Source organism: Yonghaparkia sp. Root332, from assembly GCF_001425665.1.
In the GTDB taxonomy this organism is placed as follows: domain Bacteria; phylum Actinomycetota; class Actinomycetes; order Actinomycetales; family Microbacteriaceae; genus Microcella.
This window is the reverse complement of record NZ_LMCX01000002.1, coordinates 927,213-942,545: the sequence shown is the minus strand read 5'-3', so window position 1 is coordinate 942,545 and position 15,333 is coordinate 927,213. Positions and strand designations below refer to the sequence as shown.

At 72.3% G+C, this 15,333-nt stretch carries 14 protein-coding genes; 7 read left to right on the top strand and 7 right to left on the bottom strand.

The genetic code is table 11. The features are described from left to right. The first annotated feature begins 20 nt into the window (after positions 1-20). A complete protein-coding gene (locus ASC54_RS12110; RefSeq protein ID WP_055861709.1) occupies positions 21-353 on the top strand; it encodes a hypothetical protein in 333 nt (110 codons plus the stop codon). Between the two features lie 163 nt (positions 354-516). Then, positions 517-1,974, top strand: a complete 1,458-nt coding sequence (locus tag ASC54_RS12105) for a glyceraldehyde-3-phosphate dehydrogenase (RefSeq protein ID WP_055861706.1) — start codon at positions 517-519, stop codon at positions 1,972-1,974. A 260-nt stretch (positions 1,975-2,234) separates the two neighbouring features. Here ASC54_RS12105 and ASC54_RS12100 read toward each other — a convergent pair whose 3' ends face one another. Then, positions 2,235-3,398 (bottom strand): acyl-CoA dehydrogenase family protein, encoded by a 1,164-nt coding sequence (locus ASC54_RS12100; protein WP_082515077.1) that lies wholly within the window; start codon positions 3,396-3,398, stop codon positions 2,235-2,237. A 67-nt stretch (positions 3,399-3,465) separates the two neighbouring features. On the opposite strand from ASC54_RS12100, the gene ASC54_RS12095 reads away from it, so the two are divergent. Beyond that, on the top strand, positions 3,466-4,611 hold the full coding sequence (locus ASC54_RS12095) for a CaiB/BaiF CoA-transferase family protein (protein ID WP_055899272.1): 1,146 nt from the start codon (positions 3,466-3,468) through the stop codon (positions 4,609-4,611). Positions 4,612-4,774: 163 nt separating this feature from the next. Continuing rightward, a complete protein-coding gene (locus ASC54_RS12090; protein WP_055899270.1) occupies positions 4,775-6,145 on the top strand; it encodes an NAD-dependent succinate-semialdehyde dehydrogenase in 1,371 nt (456 codons plus the stop codon). Here the strand turns inward: ASC54_RS12090 and ASC54_RS12085 are convergent. After that, the gene (locus tag ASC54_RS12085; protein WP_235451469.1) at positions 6,142-7,011 is read right to left on the bottom strand and encodes an EI24 domain-containing protein; all 870 of its coding nucleotides are present in this window, start codon (positions 7,009-7,011) and stop codon (positions 6,142-6,144) included. The two genes, ASC54_RS12090 and ASC54_RS12085, sit on opposite strands and share 4 nt — an antisense overlap. Positions 7,012-7,092: 81 nt before the next feature. Between ASC54_RS12085 and ASC54_RS12080 the strand changes: the two genes are divergently transcribed. Beyond that, on the top strand, positions 7,093-7,608 hold the full coding sequence (locus ASC54_RS12080) for a flavodoxin domain-containing protein (protein WP_055899267.1): 516 nt from the start codon (positions 7,093-7,095) through the stop codon (positions 7,606-7,608). A 45-nt stretch (positions 7,609-7,653) separates the two neighbouring features. After that, positions 7,654-8,379: a spermidine synthase gene (locus tag ASC54_RS12075; RefSeq protein ID WP_235451468.1), complete on the top strand. Its 726-nt coding sequence runs from the start codon at positions 7,654-7,656 to the stop codon at positions 8,377-8,379. Between the two features lie 15 nt (positions 8,380-8,394). Here the strand turns inward: ASC54_RS12075 and ASC54_RS12070 are convergent, their stop codons facing one another. From ASC54_RS12070 to ASC54_RS13200, 5 genes are read right to left on the bottom strand one after another with little or no spacing between them, the layout of a single operon-like run. Then, the gene (locus ASC54_RS12070) at positions 8,395-9,756 is read right to left on the bottom strand and encodes an FAD-binding oxidoreductase (RefSeq protein WP_055899264.1); all 1,362 of its coding nucleotides are present in this window, start codon (positions 9,754-9,756) and stop codon (positions 8,395-8,397) included. Beyond that, positions 9,753-10,448 carry a hypothetical protein gene (locus tag ASC54_RS12065; RefSeq protein ID WP_055899259.1) on the bottom strand — a complete coding sequence of 232 codons (696 nt, stop codon included), beginning with the start codon at positions 10,446-10,448 and terminating at the stop codon, positions 9,753-9,755. Before ASC54_RS12065 ends, ASC54_RS12070 begins: the two co-directional genes overlap by 4 nt. A gap of 9 nt (positions 10,449-10,457) precedes the next feature. Beyond that, positions 10,458-11,909 (bottom strand): glycosyltransferase family 2 protein, encoded by a 1,452-nt coding sequence (locus tag ASC54_RS12060; protein ID WP_055899256.1) that lies wholly within the window; start codon positions 11,907-11,909, stop codon positions 10,458-10,460. After that, complete coding sequence (locus tag ASC54_RS12055; RefSeq protein WP_055861669.1) at positions 11,906-12,745, bottom strand: HEAT repeat domain-containing protein; 840 nt, start codon at positions 12,743-12,745, stop codon at positions 11,906-11,908. Before ASC54_RS12055 ends, ASC54_RS12060 begins: the two co-directional genes overlap by 4 nt. Further along, positions 12,742-13,113, bottom strand: coding sequence for a response regulator transcription factor (locus ASC54_RS13200; RefSeq protein WP_055861666.1), 372 nt, complete (start codon positions 13,111-13,113; stop codon positions 12,742-12,744). Before ASC54_RS13200 ends, ASC54_RS12055 begins: the two co-directional genes overlap by 4 nt. A 99-nt stretch (positions 13,114-13,212) precedes the next feature. Here ASC54_RS13200 and ASC54_RS13195 point away from each other — a divergent pair, with 99 nt between their 5' ends. After that, positions 13,213-15,243 (top strand): ATP-binding protein, encoded by a 2,031-nt coding sequence (locus ASC54_RS13195; RefSeq protein ID WP_055861663.1) that lies wholly within the window; start codon positions 13,213-13,215, stop codon positions 15,241-15,243. Positions 15,244-15,333 lie beyond the last annotated feature (90 nt).

Here is a 15,333-nt window from a genome sequence, read left to right as displayed (position 1 = left end):
CCGACCGCAGAGGGGGAGCCATGACCGACCCGCACGACGAGCGCTGGGAGGTCGACCCCACGCTCGTGCGCAACCAGGGCTCGCTCACGACCTCCGAGGGCACCGTCTGGATCGCCGCCGCCTCCGTCGCGGCCGTGCTCGTCGGCGCCATGCTGCTCGCGCTGTGGTGGCGGCTCGACGCGCCCCTCGCCCTCGCCGGAGCCCTCGTCACCGCCGTCCTGCTGCTGACGATGATCATCGTGCGCTACGCCGTGCGCGCTCGCCGATCGCGCCTGGTCGCCCTCGCCGCGCTCTTCTGGCTCATGGTCCTCACCGACCTCGCCATCGTTCTCGCGGTCGCGATCGGCTCGTAGCCGGCCTCCGGGCTTTCGCGCGCGGCAAGAACGGCCATTCTTGCGGCGGATGCCCGCCCCGATCCTCGCGGGCGGGCATCCGTCGATCGCTACGATCGCCTCGACCCCCTGAACGAGCCGCGAGCGGCGCGATGACCCGCGCCCGCCGCAAGGAGTGAACGTCATGATCGACGCCGTCGCCGCCCACCGTGAGGCCTGGAAGGCCCGAGAGACCCTCGCCGAGCACCTGATCCCCCTGATCGGGCGGCTGTATCGGGAGCACGGGGTGGTGACGAGCATCCACGGCCGCCGCCTCATCAACCAGTCGGCGATCGGCGTGCTCAAGGCGCACAAGTACGCCGAGCACGTCACGGGCGAGCCGCTCGCGCTCGACGACACCGAGCGCGTGCTCGGCGCGCTTCTCGAGATCGGGCCGCGGCCCGCGTCGCTCGACATCGCGCGCCTCATCACCGGCTACGCCGAGGCGGGGGCAGGCCGCTCGCTCGTCGAGTACGTGCGCGACGAGCTCGATCTCGTGTGCGCCGACGCTGCCGCGGACGGCGAGCCCGCGGGCACCGACGTCGTGCTGTATGGCTTCGGGCGCATCGGGCGACTGCTCGCGCGCATCCTCATCGCCCACGCCGGCAACGGGGGAGGGCTGCGCCTGCGCGCGATCGTCGTGCGCCGCGGCAGCGACAACGACATCGTCAAGCGCGCGAGCCTGCTGCGCCGCGACTCGGTGCACGGGCCGTTCGAGGGCTCGATCTCGGTCGACGAGGAGGCGGGGACGATCCTCGCCAACGGCACGCTCATCAAGGTCATCTACTCGGACTCGCCGACGAGCGTCGACTACACGGCGTACGGCATCCACGACGCGATCGTCGTCGACAACACCGGCCGCTGGCGCGACGAGGAGGGGCTCGCGCAGCACCTGCAGTGCCCGGGTGTGGCGAAGGTGCTGCTCACCGCACCCGGCAAGGGCGCGCTGAAGAACATCGTGCACGGCATCAACCACGAGACGATCCGGCCCGACGACCGGATCGTGACGGCCGCGTCGTGCACCACGAACGCCGTCACGCCCGTGCTGAAGGTGATCGACGACGCCTGGGGCATCCGCCACGGGCACGTCGAGACCGTGCACTCGTACACGAACGACCAGAACCTGATCGACAACTTCCACAAGGGCGACCGCCGCGGCCGCTCCGCCGCGCTCAACATGGTCATCACCGAGACCGGCGCCGCGAAGGCCGTCGCGAAGGCGCTGCCCGAGCTCGCCGGCAGGCTCACCGGCAACGCCATCCGCGTGCCGACGCCCGACGTGTCGATGGCGATCCTCAACCTCCAGCTCGAGCGGCCGACGACGCGCGAGGAGGTCAACGAGCACATCAGGCAGATGTCGCTGCACAGCGACCTCCGCCAGCAGATCGACTACATCGAGAGCCCCGAGGTCGTCTCCAGCGACTTCATCGGCTCGCACCGCGCCGGCATCGTCGACGGGCTCGCCACCATCTGCACGGGCGACTCGGTCATCGTCTACGTCTGGTACGACAACGAGTTCGGCTACAGCTCGCAGGTGATCCGCGTGCTCGAGACGATGGCGGGGTCGCACCCGCGGGTGGTGCCGGCGCGCGTTCGGGCGTAGCGCGGCGCGAGCGCAGCATCCGCCGCCCGGCCGCGGCGTGCCCCGGGTCCGCCCCGGACGGCTGTGCGCCCGACGATGAGCGGGTTGGCGCACGAAGAGTCGGTTCGAACCCGCTCTTCCTCCGCAATCGGGCGCAGCGTCGCGGCCTCGAGCAGCGGCTCCCCGGGCCCGCAGCCCTCGTGCGCCCCGTGGGGCAGCGGCCGGGCACTCCGGGCGGCCGATGCGCGGTGCGGTGTCACGAGGCGCCGAGCCCGGGCGCCCTACCGGAACGCGGGGATGCCCGTGATCGCGCTGCCGAGGATGAGCGTGTGCACCTCGTCGGTGCCCTCGTAGGTGCGCACCGACTCGAGGTTGTTCGCATGCCGCAGCGGCGAGTGCTCGAGCGTCACACCGTTCCCGCCGAGCATCGCGCGGGCCTCGCGCGCGATGTCGATCGCGACGCGCGCGTTGTTGAGCTTGCCGACCGAGATCTGGTGCGGCTGCAGCAGCCCGGCGTCCTTGAGGCGCCCGAGCTGCAGGGCGAGCAGGAACCCCTTGTCGATCTCGAGAGCCATGTCGACGAGCTTCTGCTGCGTGAGCTGGTAGGCCGCGACGGGCTTGCCGAAGACCTCGCGCTGCTGCACGTAGTCGAGCGCCGCGCGGTAGCTGTCGAGCGCCGCCCCCATGACGCCCCACACGATGCCGTAGCGCGCCTGGTTGAGGCACGTGAACGGGCCGCGCAGGCCCTCGGCGCCGGGCAGCCGGGCGCTCGCGGGGACGCGCACGTCATCGAGCGCGATGTCGCATTGCACGGATGCCCGCATCGACAGCTTCTGCCCGATCGGCGTCGCGACGAAGCCGGGCTCGTCCGTGGGCACGATGAAACCGCGGATGCCCGCATCGGTCTGCGCCCAGATGATCGCGATGTCGGCGATCGACGCGAGACCGATCCAGCGCTTCGACCCCGAGATGACCCAGTCGTCGCCCTCGCGGCGCGCGAAGGTCTGCATCGAGGCCGGGTCGCTTCCGGCGTTCGGTTCGGTGAGTCCGAAGCAACCCACGGCCTCACCAGCGGCCATGCGCGGCAACCACTCCTGCTTCTGCTCCTCCGAGCCGAAGCTGTGGATCGCGGTCATCGCGAGCGAGCCCTGCACCGAGACGAAGGTTCGCAGCCCGGAGTCGCCGGCCTCGAGCTCGGCGGCGGCGAGGCCGTACTCGACGGCCGAGCGCCCGCCGCAGCCGTAGCCCTGCAGGTGCATGCCGAGCAGCCCGAGCTCACCCATCGGGCGCACGATCTCGGTCGGGAAGACCCCGGCGTCGTACCATCCGGCGATGTGCGGCCGCAGCTCGGCGTCGACGTAGGCGCGCACACGATCGCGCGTCGCGCGCTCCTCGTCGCTCAGCAGGGTGTCGAAGCCGATGAGATCGAGGGGCGAGTCGGTCATGACGGTCCTTCCGGTCATCCTCATGCTGGCCCGTGACGCGCGATTTGTCCACCTGTACAGTTGCGGCATGATCCGCCCCCTCGACGGGATGCTCGTGGCCGACTTCAGCCGCGTGCTCGCCGGCCCGACCTCCGCCGTGCTGCTCGCCGACCTCGGCGCGCGCGTGATCAAGGTCGAGCGTCCGGGCGCGGGAGACGAGACCCGGGCGTGGGGTCCGCCGTGGGCCGGCTCCTCGAGCGCCTACTTCGAGGCCGCCAACCGGTCGAAGGAGTCGGTGGCCCTCGACTTCTCCGACCCGAGCGACCTCGCGCTCGCCCGCACGCTCGCCGATCGGGCCGACGTCGTGCTCGAGAACTACCGCACCGGCGCTCTCGAGCGCTTCGGCCTCGACGCCGCGAGCGTGCTCGAGCGCAACCCGCGCGCCGTCTACTGCTCGATCACCGGCTTCGGATCGACCGGTGAGGGCGCGACGATGCCGGGCTACGACTTCCTCGTCCAGGCGGTCGGCGGACTCATGAGCATCACGGGCGACGCCGGAGGCGAGCCGCGCAAGGTCGGCGTCGCGATGGTCGACCTGCTCGCCGCGAACCACGCCGCGATGGGCGTGCTCGCCGCGCTGCTTCACCGCGAGCGGACCGGGGTCGGGCAGCACGTCGAGGTCGCGCTCCTCTCCAGCCTCATCGCCTCGCTCGCCAACCAGGCCGCCTCGTACCTCGCGACCGGAGCCGCCCCGCGCGCACTCGGGAACCGCCACCCCTCGATCGCGCCGTACGAGACGCTGCGGTGCCGCGATGCGCTCCTCGCCGTCGCGGTGGGCAACGACGCGCAGTTCGCGGCGCTCTGCGGCGTGCTGGGGCATCCCGCGCTCGCGCGCGACCCGCGCTTCGCGACCAACCCCGCGCGGGTCGAGCACCGGGACGCCCTCCAGGCCGCGCTCGAAGGACTGCTGGCGGTCGACGACGCGGGCTCCTGGGCGACGCGGATGCTCGGGGCCGGGGTGCCCGCGGGCACCGTGAACGGCATCGACGAGGCGCTCGCCCTCGCGCGGCGGCTCGGGCTCGAGCCGACCGTCGACGTGGGGCCGGAGCATCCGCCCCAGCTCGCGCACCCCCTTCGGTACTCGGGCTTCACGCCCGCCGCGCCGACGCCGCCTCCCGCTCTCGACGAGCACGGCGACGCCGTGCGCGCGTGGCTCGCCTCGGCCGCCGACTGACGCGCGCCCCGAGCCGCCGCTGTACACACCGGCGAGACGGCTCCGAGAATCCGCCGAGGGGGAGTGCCGCGCGCAGCCTGCCGACTCATAGGGTGGGGGGAGGTGTGCAACGCTGCCGACCTCACCCGGGCGGATGCGTGCACCGCGATTCCCAAGGAGCCTCATGAGCAAGTACGCAGTGATCAACCCGGCCACGGGTGAGACGGTCAAGGAGTACGCGACCGCGACCGACGCCGAGATCTCCGCCGCCATCGACGCCGCCCACGCCGCCGCGCGGGGCTGGGCGCGGACGACCACCCGCGAGGAGCGCGCCGCCCTCGTCACGCGCGTGGCCGAGCTGCACCGCGAGCGCCGCCAGGAGCTCGCCGAGATCATCGTGCGCGAGATGGGCAAGCCCATCGGCGACGCCCTCGGCGAGGTCGACTTCTCGGCCGACATCTACCAGTACTACGCCGACAACGGCCCCGCCCTGCTCGCTGACGAGCCGGTCGACCTGGCCGAGGGCAGCGAGGGCTCGGCGTTCATCCGCAAGAGCGCCCTCGGCGTGCTGCTCGGCATCATGCCGTGGAACTTCCCGTACTACCAGGTCGCCCGCTTCGCCGGCCCGAACATGATCCTCGGCAACACGATCATCCTCAAGCACGCCGCGCAGTGCCCCGCGTCCGCCGAGGCGATCCAGAGGATCTTCCTCGACGCCGGGTTCCCCGAGGGCGCCTACGTCAACGTCTACGCGACCAACGACCAGATCGGCACGATCATCGCCGACCCCCGCGTCGCGGGCGTCTCGCTCACCGGCTCGGAGCGCGCCGGCGCGGCCGTCGCCGAGCAGGCCGGCCGCCACCTCAAGAAGGTCGTGCTCGAGCTCGGCGGCAGCGACCCCTTCATCCTGCTCTCGACCGACGACCTGGATGCGACGGTCGAGATGGCCGTCAACGCGCGCGTCGACAACAGCGGCCAGTCGTGCAACGGCGCCAAGCGCTTCATCGTCGTCGAGGACCTCTACGACGCGTTCCTCGAGAGGTTCGTCGCGAAGATGGACGAGGTCGGCCCCGGCGACCCCATGGCGGGCGAGGCCGCATACGGCCCGCTGTCGTCGGCCGCCGCCGCCGAGAACCTCGAGGGTCAGGTGACGAAGGCCGTCGAGGGCGGCGCGCAGGTGCTCACCGGCGGCACGCGCGAAGGCACGTTCTTCTCCGCGACCGTGCTCGCGAACGTGAAGCCCGGCAACCCGGCCTTCTACGAGGAGTTCTTCGGCCCCGTCGCGCAGGTGTTCAAGGTCGCGAACGAGGAGGAGGCGATCCAGCTCGCCAACGACACGCCGTTCGGCCTCGGCTCGTACCTGTTCACGACCGACACCGAGCAGGCAGCGCGCGTCGCCGACCAGATCGACGCGGGCATGGTCTACGTCAACTGCGTGCTCGCCGACAGCCCCGAGCTGCCCTTCGGCGGCATCAAGAACTCGGGCTCCGGCCGCGAGCTCGGCACGCTCGGCATCGACGAGTTCGTCAACAAGAAGATGATCCGCATCGCCTAGTCGGCTGCGGGGGAACGGCCGGGCGCGGCATCCTGCGCCCGGCCGTTCCGCGTCTCCAGCGCTCCGTCCCGCGTCCCGGCTCGCTCCATCAGCTCCCGCGCGAGCAGCGTCGAGCCCACGACCGCCGCGGGCATGACGATGATCGCGCCGCCCGGGATCAGGAACGTCAGCTGCGTCATGACCCCGAACCCGAGCTCGCGGGCGCGCGACCCGCGCAGGAGCTCGCGCCGGGCATCCCGCCCCATGCCTCTGGCCTGGAACGGACGCTGCGTGAGCTCGCGCGCGATCAGATGCCCGCCGAGGAGAGCGCCCACGACGGGGCCGGCGACCGCGCCGACGACCGGGATGAGGCCGACCGCGAGGGTCGTGAGCCCGTACCCGATCGCGCGCAGCACGAGCAGGATCGCGTCGCCGACCGACCGCCAGAAGCCGAACGGGGCGGGGGAGTGCGCGCCGAGGTCGGCCTCCGCGCGGCGCCAGATGCGCTCGTAGAACGGATCGCCGACGAGCAGGGTCAGGGTCGTGAACGTGGAGAGCGCCAGCACCAGCAGCCCCACGACGACGAGCGTGCCGGCGGCGCCGCGCACGAGCTCGCGCTCGTTCTCGCCCCACGACTCCGCGAACGGGGTGAGCCAGGCGCCGATGCCGGCGACGTTCGCGGTGAGGGCGATGACGAGGGCGATGACGACGGCGGCCACGATCGCGGCAGGCACCATGCCGAGAGCCATGACTCCCGGGCGGCGCCGCCACATCCCGAAGCCGCGCCACAGCAGGCCGGCCCCCGCGAGCAGCTCGCCCGCGATGCCGAGGCGCGCGGGGCGGGACGAGCCGGGCCTCCGGGGCGCGGCATCACGGCGGCGGATCACGCGACCACCCTAGTGAGCGGCCCTCGCACCCGGGACTTTCGCCCCTGACCCGCGCGCCCCGCCCCGCGTACGCTCGGCGCCATGACGGTGCTCGTGGTCTTCGAATCGCACTGGGGCAACACCGAGCAGATCGCCCGCTCGATCGCGGCGGGCATCGAGGACGAGGGCCCGGCCGTGCGCGTCGCGAGCGTGATGGATGCTCCCACGACGCTCGACGGCGTCGAGCTCCTCGTCGCGGGCGGTCCCACCCACGCCTTCTCGATGTCGCGCGAGTCGAGCCGGCTCAGCGCCGTGAGGCAGGGATCGACGACGGGGTCCGCGGCGATCGGCCTGCGCGAGTACCTCCAGGCCCTCGTCGATCACCACCAGCACTCGCGCATCGCGACCTTCGACACGCGGGTCCTGGCCGCGCGGCGCTTCCCGGGGTCGGCGGCCCGTGCCGCGGTGCGGCTCGTCCGCCGCGAGGGCTTCGCGGTCGACCACGACCCCGAGAGCTTCTGGGTGCGCGACTCCTCCGGTCCGCTGGAGGAGGGCGAGCTCGATCGCGCCCGCCGGTGGGGGCATGACCTCGCCGCCGGCCTGCGCCGCCTAGGCTGAGGCCCCGGAGCGCGGTCTGTCCCGCGCTCGCGACGGGAGACGGGCGTGCAGAACTTCGAGGAGCTCGCTTTCGAGCAGACGCCCATGGGCGAGCTCACGCTGCGCCGCCGGTTCGAGCCGGCCGCCGACGCGGAGGTGTTCGAGGTGAAGCTCGGCGACGAGTACCTCATGTCGAGCCTGTTCACCGTTGCAGAGGAGGCCCTCGCCGACCTCGGCCTCGCGGCGATCGACGCCCCCCTCGCCGGCGACGAGTGGGACGTCCTGGTCGGCGGGCTCGGTCTCGGCTACACCGCCGTCGCCGCCCTGCGCGATCGGCGGGTGCGGTCGCTGAGCGTCGTGGATGCACTGCCCGAGGTCATCCACTGGCACAGCCGTCAGCTGCTCCCCGTCTCGGCCGAGCTCGTCGACGACACCCGCACGCGCCTCGCCCACGTCGACTTCTTCGCCCTCATGCGCGGCGAGCCGGGCGCGGTGCCCGACCTGCCCGCGGTCTTCCACGCGATCCTGCTCGATGTCGACCACACGCCGAGCTTCCCGCTCGCCGAGTCGCACCGCGACCTGTACACGGTCGACGGGCTGCGCCGCATGGTGCGGCATCTCGCGCCCGGAGGCGTCTTCGCGCTGTGGAGCGACGAGGTGCCCGAGGCGGGCTTCCTCGGCACGCTCGCCGAGGTCTTCGTCGAGGTGCAGGGGCACATCGTGCCGTTCGCGAACCCCGTCACGGGCGGCACCTCGCAGAACGGCGTGTACGTCGCGCGGACGCCGCGCTGAGGGCCTGAAGAGCCCCTAGAAGACCTTCCCGGGGTTCATGATCCCGAGCGGGTCGAAGACGGCCTTGATGCGCCGCTGCAGGTCGAGCTGCGGCGCGCCGAGCTCCTCCTCGAGCCACTGCCGCTTGAGGGTTCCGACGCCGTGCTCGCCCGTGAGGGTGCCGCCGAGGCTCATGGCCGTGCGGAACAGCTCGCCCGCCGCCTCCCACACCCGCGGCGGCACCTCGTCGCCCGCGAAGAGGAAGTTGGGGTGCAGGTTGCCGTCGCCCGCGTGCGCGACGGTCGGGATCTCCAGGTCGTGCCGCGCCCCGATCTCGCGGATCGCCGCGAGCATCTCGGGCAGCGCGCTGCGCGGCACGGCGACGTCCTCGATGAGCACGTTCGCGGAGGCCGCCATGGCCGGGTGGAACGCGCGGCGCACCGCGAGCATCCGCTCGCCCTCGTCGGGGTCGGCGGTGAGGGCCGCGGCGCCGTCGTGGGCCCGGATGATCGCGAGCGCCTCCTCGGCCTCGGCGATGGCCGCGGATCCGTCGGTCTGCACGAGCAGGTAGGCGCTGCCGGGGGCGCGCTCCGGCAGGCCCAGGTGGGCGAGGATCCGCGCGAGCGCGACCTCGTCGATGAGCTCCATGACCGCGGGGCGCAGGTGGGCGGCCGTGATGGCGGCGGATGCGGCGGCCGCGTCGACGACGGACGGGAAGTACGCACCGATGGTCGCCGGCGATCCCGCCGGGAGCGGCATGAGCCGCACGGTCGCCTCGACGACCACTCCGAGCGTGCCCTCCGAGCCGATGACGAGCGCTGTCAGGTCGAGCCCCGTGACACCCTTGACCGTGCGGTGGCCGAGCTCGAGGAGGGTGCCGTCGGCGAGGACGACCTTCAGGCCCAGCACCGCCTCCCGGGTCACCCCGTACTTCGCGCACAGCAGCCCGCCGGCGTTCGTCGCGATGTTCCCGCCGATCGTCGAGATCGCGCGGCTCGCGGGGTCGGGGGCGAAGAAGAGGCCGGTCGGCTCGAGCGCGGCGTTGAGCTCCGCGTTGATGACGCCGGGCTCGACGACGGCGAGCTGGTCGGCCGGCGACACCTCGATGACGCGCGTCATGCGCGCGGTCGACAGTACGAGCTCTCCCTCGCCGCCCATCGCGCCGCCGGTCAGGCCGGTGCCGGCGCCGCGCGGCACGACAGGAAGTCGATGCTCGGTCGCGATGCGCAGCGCCGCCTGCACGTCGGCGATCGTCCGCGCATGCACGACCGCGAGCGGGGTGCCGTTCCGCCGCAGCCCCGAGTAGTCGCCGCGCGCGGCCTCGAGCGCCGCCGGCTCGGTCGAGAGCGCGTCCCCGAGTGCGTCGCGCAGCGCCGTCAGCGCCGGATGCCCGCTCACCGGTTGCGCGTGCGGTCGGTCAGCCAGAACAGCCCGGCGATCATCGCGAACGTGGCAGCGATCAGCAGCGCGGTCGTGGGCGAGGCGGTCGAGGCCTCCGGCACCGCGCCGGGCAGCACCTCGGGCCCGACGAGCACGAGCCGCAGCGTGCCGAGCGCGAGACCGACCGCGGCGACGCCGAATCCGAGCGCCATGCCGACGACCGTGATACCGCGGTCGGTTCCCGCCGCCAGCCGCTTCACCCGGGTCCGGGTCCACTGGAGGGCCGCCGCGATCCAGACGACGAACGCGGCCGTGAACGGATCGAGCAGCGTGCCGGGCACGCCCTCGCCGGTGATGAGGAGGCGCGCCGCGATCGACAGGGCGGCGGCAGCGACGGCGGCCACGAGCAGCCAGCGGAAACGCTGATCGATCGCGCGCCACCGAAGCGCGTGCATGATGATCGGGGCCGCTGCGAACCACAGCACCGGCGCGACGTCGATGAACAGCAGGACGACCTGGCCGGGCCGGTCGAACGAGGTGTCGCCGAGCCCGAGCTGGAAGGCGAGGCCGCCGATGATCGTCCCGATGAGCGCGGAGAGCAGGAGCGACTGCATGACCGAGAACGGCCGAGGCGGCCGGGTCGGGACCGGGCGACTGGTCGCCTGCGCGGTGTCGGGCCGGGCATCCGCCCGCGATGCGTCGTCGCTCACGACGCGATGCTACGCCGCCTGCCCGGTAGTCGCCCGCTGCACGAAACCGGAGCGCTGCTGGACGCCCCACTCGGACGGTGTCGAGCGGATCGCCCGGATGAGCCCGATCATCCGCCACAGCGCGTGCGGGAGGTAGAAGAGGATCGGCTCCAGGAACGCGGTCAGGATCAGTCGCCGCATCGAGCGGCCCGTCCGGTAGTCGGGCGTCGCTCCCAGTTCGATCGCGATCGCGAGGAGCGAGGTCGCGACGGCCACGAAGTAGGAGACGACGAGCGCGAGGCCGATGGCGATCCACGGGATGAGCCCGAGAGCCCCCGAGAGCGCTGCGAGCACCATCGCGACGATGACGAGCGGGGCGCCCCACTGCTCGAACAGCCAGAAGTACGGCAGGGTCACCATGCCGAGCGCCCCGTACCGCGGCCGCAGCATCATGTCGCGCGCGCCCCGCAGGAGCTCGCCGAGCCCCTGCGACCAGCGCTTCCGCTGCCGTGACACCGCCGACCACGTCGCGGGCACCTCCGTCCAGCACACCGGGTCGGCGACGAACACGATGCGGTACGGCTCGCGCTCGGTGCGGTGGTGGCGGTGCGCGGCGACGACGAGCTCGGCGTCCTCCGCGAGGCTCTCGGCGTCGAGCCCGCCGAGCTGCACGAGGGTGTCGCGGCGGAAGACGCCGAACGCCCCGGAGATGATGAGCAGCCCCTTGATCGCCGACCAGCCGGCCCGCCCGACGAGGAAGGCGCGCAGGTACTCGAGCACCTGGATGCGCTCGATGAGCCGCGACGGAACCTCGACGCGATCGACCTCCGCCTCGATGAGGACGGCGCCGTTCGCGGGCCGCACGATACCGCCCGAGGCGACGACGGTCGGGTCGTCGATGAACGGCTGCACGACGCGCAGCAGAGCGGTCGGCGACAGGATCGAGTCGCCGTCGATCATGCACACGAGCTCGTGCCGCGCGAACTGCAGCGCCGCGTTGACGGCATCGGCGCGACGCCCGACGGACGACTTCCTGATCAGCAGCGCGTCATGGTGATCGAAGCGGTGGATGCTCTCGATGACGCCGCCCACGGGCACCGGGCTGATCGGCTCCTCGTCGGTGGGCGTCATCGGGAAGGCCGCGCGCAGCACCTCCGACGTACCGTCCGTCGATCCGTCGTCGACGACGATGATCTGCACCTGCGGGTACTGCAGCCGCAGCAGCGATTCGACGCACGCGACCGAGCCGGCGCTCTCGTTGTGCGCTGGGACGAGCACGCTCACGCCCGGGGTCAGAGGGCTCGCGAAGGTTCCGGAGAGCAGCTCGTCCGATGCCCAGCGCCGCTCGTCGGCGATCGCCCCGATCGCGCGGATGACGATCGTCACGTAGAGCAGCTGGTACAGCGCGAAGTAGATCCCGAAGGCGATCGTGACGACGACGAGCGACGCCGCGAGCCACGCCGCGAGCTCGGCGGGGATCACGCGCCGCCTCCGAGCGCGAGTATCGCCTCGTCGACGTGGCGGCGGGCGATGGGATTGGCCTCGAGCGTCAGACGCTCGCGGAGCGGCTCGAGCGATCGGCGGGTGCCGACCCGGCGCAGCGCGTCAGCGGCGGCGATGCGCACGAGGGGGTCGTCATGGGTCAGCGCAGTGATCGCGTGCGACTGCACTCCCGCGAGCCCGGCGGCGCTCCCGGTGCTGAGAGCCACGCGGAGTCCGTCCGGGTCGCGCGTGCTCCACGCCGCGTGGAGCGATTCCACATCGAGGAGCCGGCAGCGCATGATGGCGATCGAGGCGACGAGGGGGGGCAGGCGGCGCTCGGCGCGGCACGCCGCCGCGAGCACGGGCGCGATCGCCTCCGTGCTCCCCGTGGAGCCCCACTCGAGAGCCGCGACGCCCCGCACGCGCGGATCGGGATCGTCGAGCATCCGCACCATGAGGATCGACGAGGGCTCAGTGGTCGTCCGCACGTAGAGCCGGATCGCTCGAGCCCGCTCGATCGCCCGACGGTCTCGCATTCCCTGCTTCGCGAGCGCGGTCGCGCCGTTCGCGTCAAGCCAGCGCTGCAGGGACTCCCGGTCCTCCCCGTGCACGCGCGTCACGACCGAGGCGACCGCGTGCAGCGTCGAGGGCGATCGCGGAGCGGGCGCGATGCCCTCGTCGACGAGGAGCGTGCGCAGGATCGTGGAGACCTCGGAGCGCCGATGGCGGGTTCGTGAATCCAGGCGCGCGATGCGGGCGCGCACGATGAGCACCGTCGCGAGCAGCGCGAGGCACAGGAGTGCCGCCGCCGCGGTCGCGACGAGCAGTGCGGTCATAGCGGCCGGGAGAGGAGCGTCGCGACGCGCAGGACGAGCTCGCGCGGGCTGAACGGCTTCGTGATGTACTCCTCGGCGCCGGCCGCGAAGGCGCGCTCGACGTCGACCTCCTGGGCGCGCGCCGTCAGCATGAGGATGCGCGTGCGCGCGAGCCCCGGATCCGATCGCACCTCGCGGCACACCTCGAGGCCGTTGCGGCGCGGCAGCATCCAGTCGAGCACGATGAGGTCGGGCTTGTCGGAGATCGCGCGCGAGAGCGCGTTCTCACCGTCGACGACGCTCACGACCTCGTGGCCGGCGGCCTCGAGCTTCATCGTCACCAGGTCGTTGAGATCCTGATCGTCGTCGGCGACCAGAATGCGTGCCACGTCGTCCTCGATTCCCCCCGGGCGGCGATCGCCTCGCCGTGTCACGCCCTTCGCGTGCCTGAACACGACGATAATGCAGAAGAACTGAGGAGGGCCGCCGTGGTCGGAGCGAGTCTCGCGTCGACGGCGCGCCGGTGGAGCAGGCCGCGGCGACTCGCGATGCTCGCGGTCGTGCTCCTCGCGATCCTCGGCCTCTCGATCACCGGGGGAAACGCGACCGACGTGTCGATCTCGCGCGCAACCCTCGCGCCGGCGAGCGGCGTCATCGCCGTCCTGACGCTCATCGCGCGCAGCGGCTGGCGGATCCCGGTCACGACGGCGGGCGTCGCGGCCGTCGCGATCGGCAACGTCATCACGGGGCTGCCGCTCGACTATGTCCTCCAGACCGGTTTCCTGCGAGTGCTCGAGATCCTGCTGTTCTGCGCGATCGTCGAGCGATCGGGTCGTCTCCCGCGCCTCGACTCGGTCGCCCACAGCGTCCGGCTCGTCCTCGGCGCGACGATCTCCTCGGCCTTCTTCGCGGCCGGCGTCACGGTCGTCCGGATCCTCGCGGGGATCGACCTGGGCGACGCCTTCGCGAACGACGCGTTCGTGGCGAACCTCGTCTCCTTCGTCGTCGCGACGCCGCTCGCGTTCGCGCGCGTGCGCCAGGGGGCCATCGCGTCGCGGACCGAGGTGACCGCCCAGTGGCTGCTCATGGCCACCGCGCTGGTCGTGACCTTCACGCTCTCGATCAACATCTCCGTGTCCTTCCTCCCGCTCCCGCTGTTCGCCTGGGCGGCTCTGCGCCTCTCGGCGATCGGCGTGACGCTGCAGCTCCTCCTCGTGACGTTCGGCACGACGATCGCGACGATCCTCGGCTGGGGGCCGTTCGCGATGGCCGCCGACGGAACGCGCGACGCGATCGTCGTGCTGCAGGGCGGGCTGTTCATCTTCCTCAGCTCGACGCTCGTGCTGTGGTCCAAGCGCGTGGAGGGCGAGCTCGAGGTGGAGCGCGCGCTCGCGAAGGACAGGGTGCTGCGCCGGGCCGTCGAGCAGGCCCAGACCGCCTTCCTCCTCGTCGAGCCGATCGGCGACGCCTTCATCGTCGTGCAGGCCAACGACCACGGTCTGCGGGCGCTCGGGATGGACCCCAGCAACGCCTTCTTCTCCGCCTCTTCCGAGATCAACATCGCGCTGCCCGACGACCATCCGCTCATCGAGGGCCTCTCGGTCGTCGCGGACGGCGAGCCGCGGTGGCGCGGCGAGCTCGTTCTGGAGGCGTTCGCGGGCCGGGCCGACGCGGAGGTCGCGATCGAGCGCGCCGCCGGGGACAAGTCCGGCGTCATGTCCGTCGAGCTGACCGACGTCACCGAGAAGCGCCGGGAGGATCGCCGCCTGCGCGCGCTCGTCGAACGCGAGCGCGCGCTCTCCGCCCAGTACCAGGAGCTCTCGCGGCAGAAGGACGACTTCGTCGCGAGCATCAGCCACGAGCTGCGCACCCCGCTCGCGAGCATCGTCGGCTACGCCGAGACGCTCGACGAGACCGAGCTCGACCCGATGCAGCGCCGCTTCGTGGACACGATCGTCCGCAATGCCGGCCGCCTGCAGGAGCGCGTGGAGGAGCTTCTGTCGGCCGCGAAGCGCGCGGCCGACTCGGTCGACGACCCGCACCCTCTCGCTCTCGACCGCATCATCGGCGAGGTCGCGGACGACCTGCGCGCCGTCGCCGCATCGCGGCGCGTCGAGATCGTCGTCGAGACCTCGGCGACCGCCCTGCCGGAGGCCATCGGCACGGAGGACTCCGTGTCACGGGTGCTGACCAACATCATGAGCAACGCCGTCAAGTTCTCTCCCGACGACTCGAGCGTGGTGGTGAGCGCCCTCGTGGACGATGAGGCGATCGAGCTGTTCGTCCGCGACGCCGGGCCGGGCATCCCGCTCGCCGATCAGGAGCGCGTCTTCGATCGGTTCTACCGCACGGAGGACGCGACGGCGAAGGCGACCCCCGGAACGGGACTGGGCCTCTCGATCGTGCGCACGCTCCTCGACGGGATCGGCGGATCCGTCCTCGTCGAGTCGGACGGCGAGCGCGGCAGCACGTTCATCATCCGTTTCGCGCGGGCCCACGACCTCGACGCCGCCCCCTGAGGCGACACGCCCGGGCTTCCGCAGAGTCTCCGCAGGGCCTCGTGTGAGGAGCCTGGCAAACACGACCGCGCGGTTGAGTTGCCGCCGCAT

Excerpts from the sequence above, each read along its gene's own strand:
- ASC54_RS12110 (WP_055861709.1), top strand. The coding sequence starts at position 21 with ATGACCGACCCGCACGACGAGCGCTGGGAGGTCGACCCCACGCTCGTG.
- ASC54_RS12105 (WP_055861706.1), top strand. The coding sequence starts at position 517 with ATGATCGACGCCGTCGCCGCCCACCGTGAGGCCTGGAAGGCCCGAGAG.
- ASC54_RS12100 (WP_082515077.1), bottom strand. The coding sequence starts at position 3,398 with ATGACCGACTCGCCCCTCGATCTCATCGGCTTCGACACCCTGCTGAGC.
- ASC54_RS12095 (WP_055899272.1), top strand. The coding sequence starts at position 3,466 with ATGATCCGCCCCCTCGACGGGATGCTCGTGGCCGACTTCAGCCGCGTG.
- ASC54_RS12090 (WP_055899270.1), top strand. The coding sequence starts at position 4,775 with ATGAGCAAGTACGCAGTGATCAACCCGGCCACGGGTGAGACGGTCAAG.
- ASC54_RS12080 (WP_055899267.1), top strand. The coding sequence starts at position 7,093 with ATGACGGTGCTCGTGGTCTTCGAATCGCACTGGGGCAACACCGAGCAG.
- ASC54_RS12055 (WP_055861669.1), bottom strand. The coding sequence starts at position 12,745 with ATGACCGCACTGCTCGTCGCGACCGCGGCGGCGGCACTCCTGTGCCTC.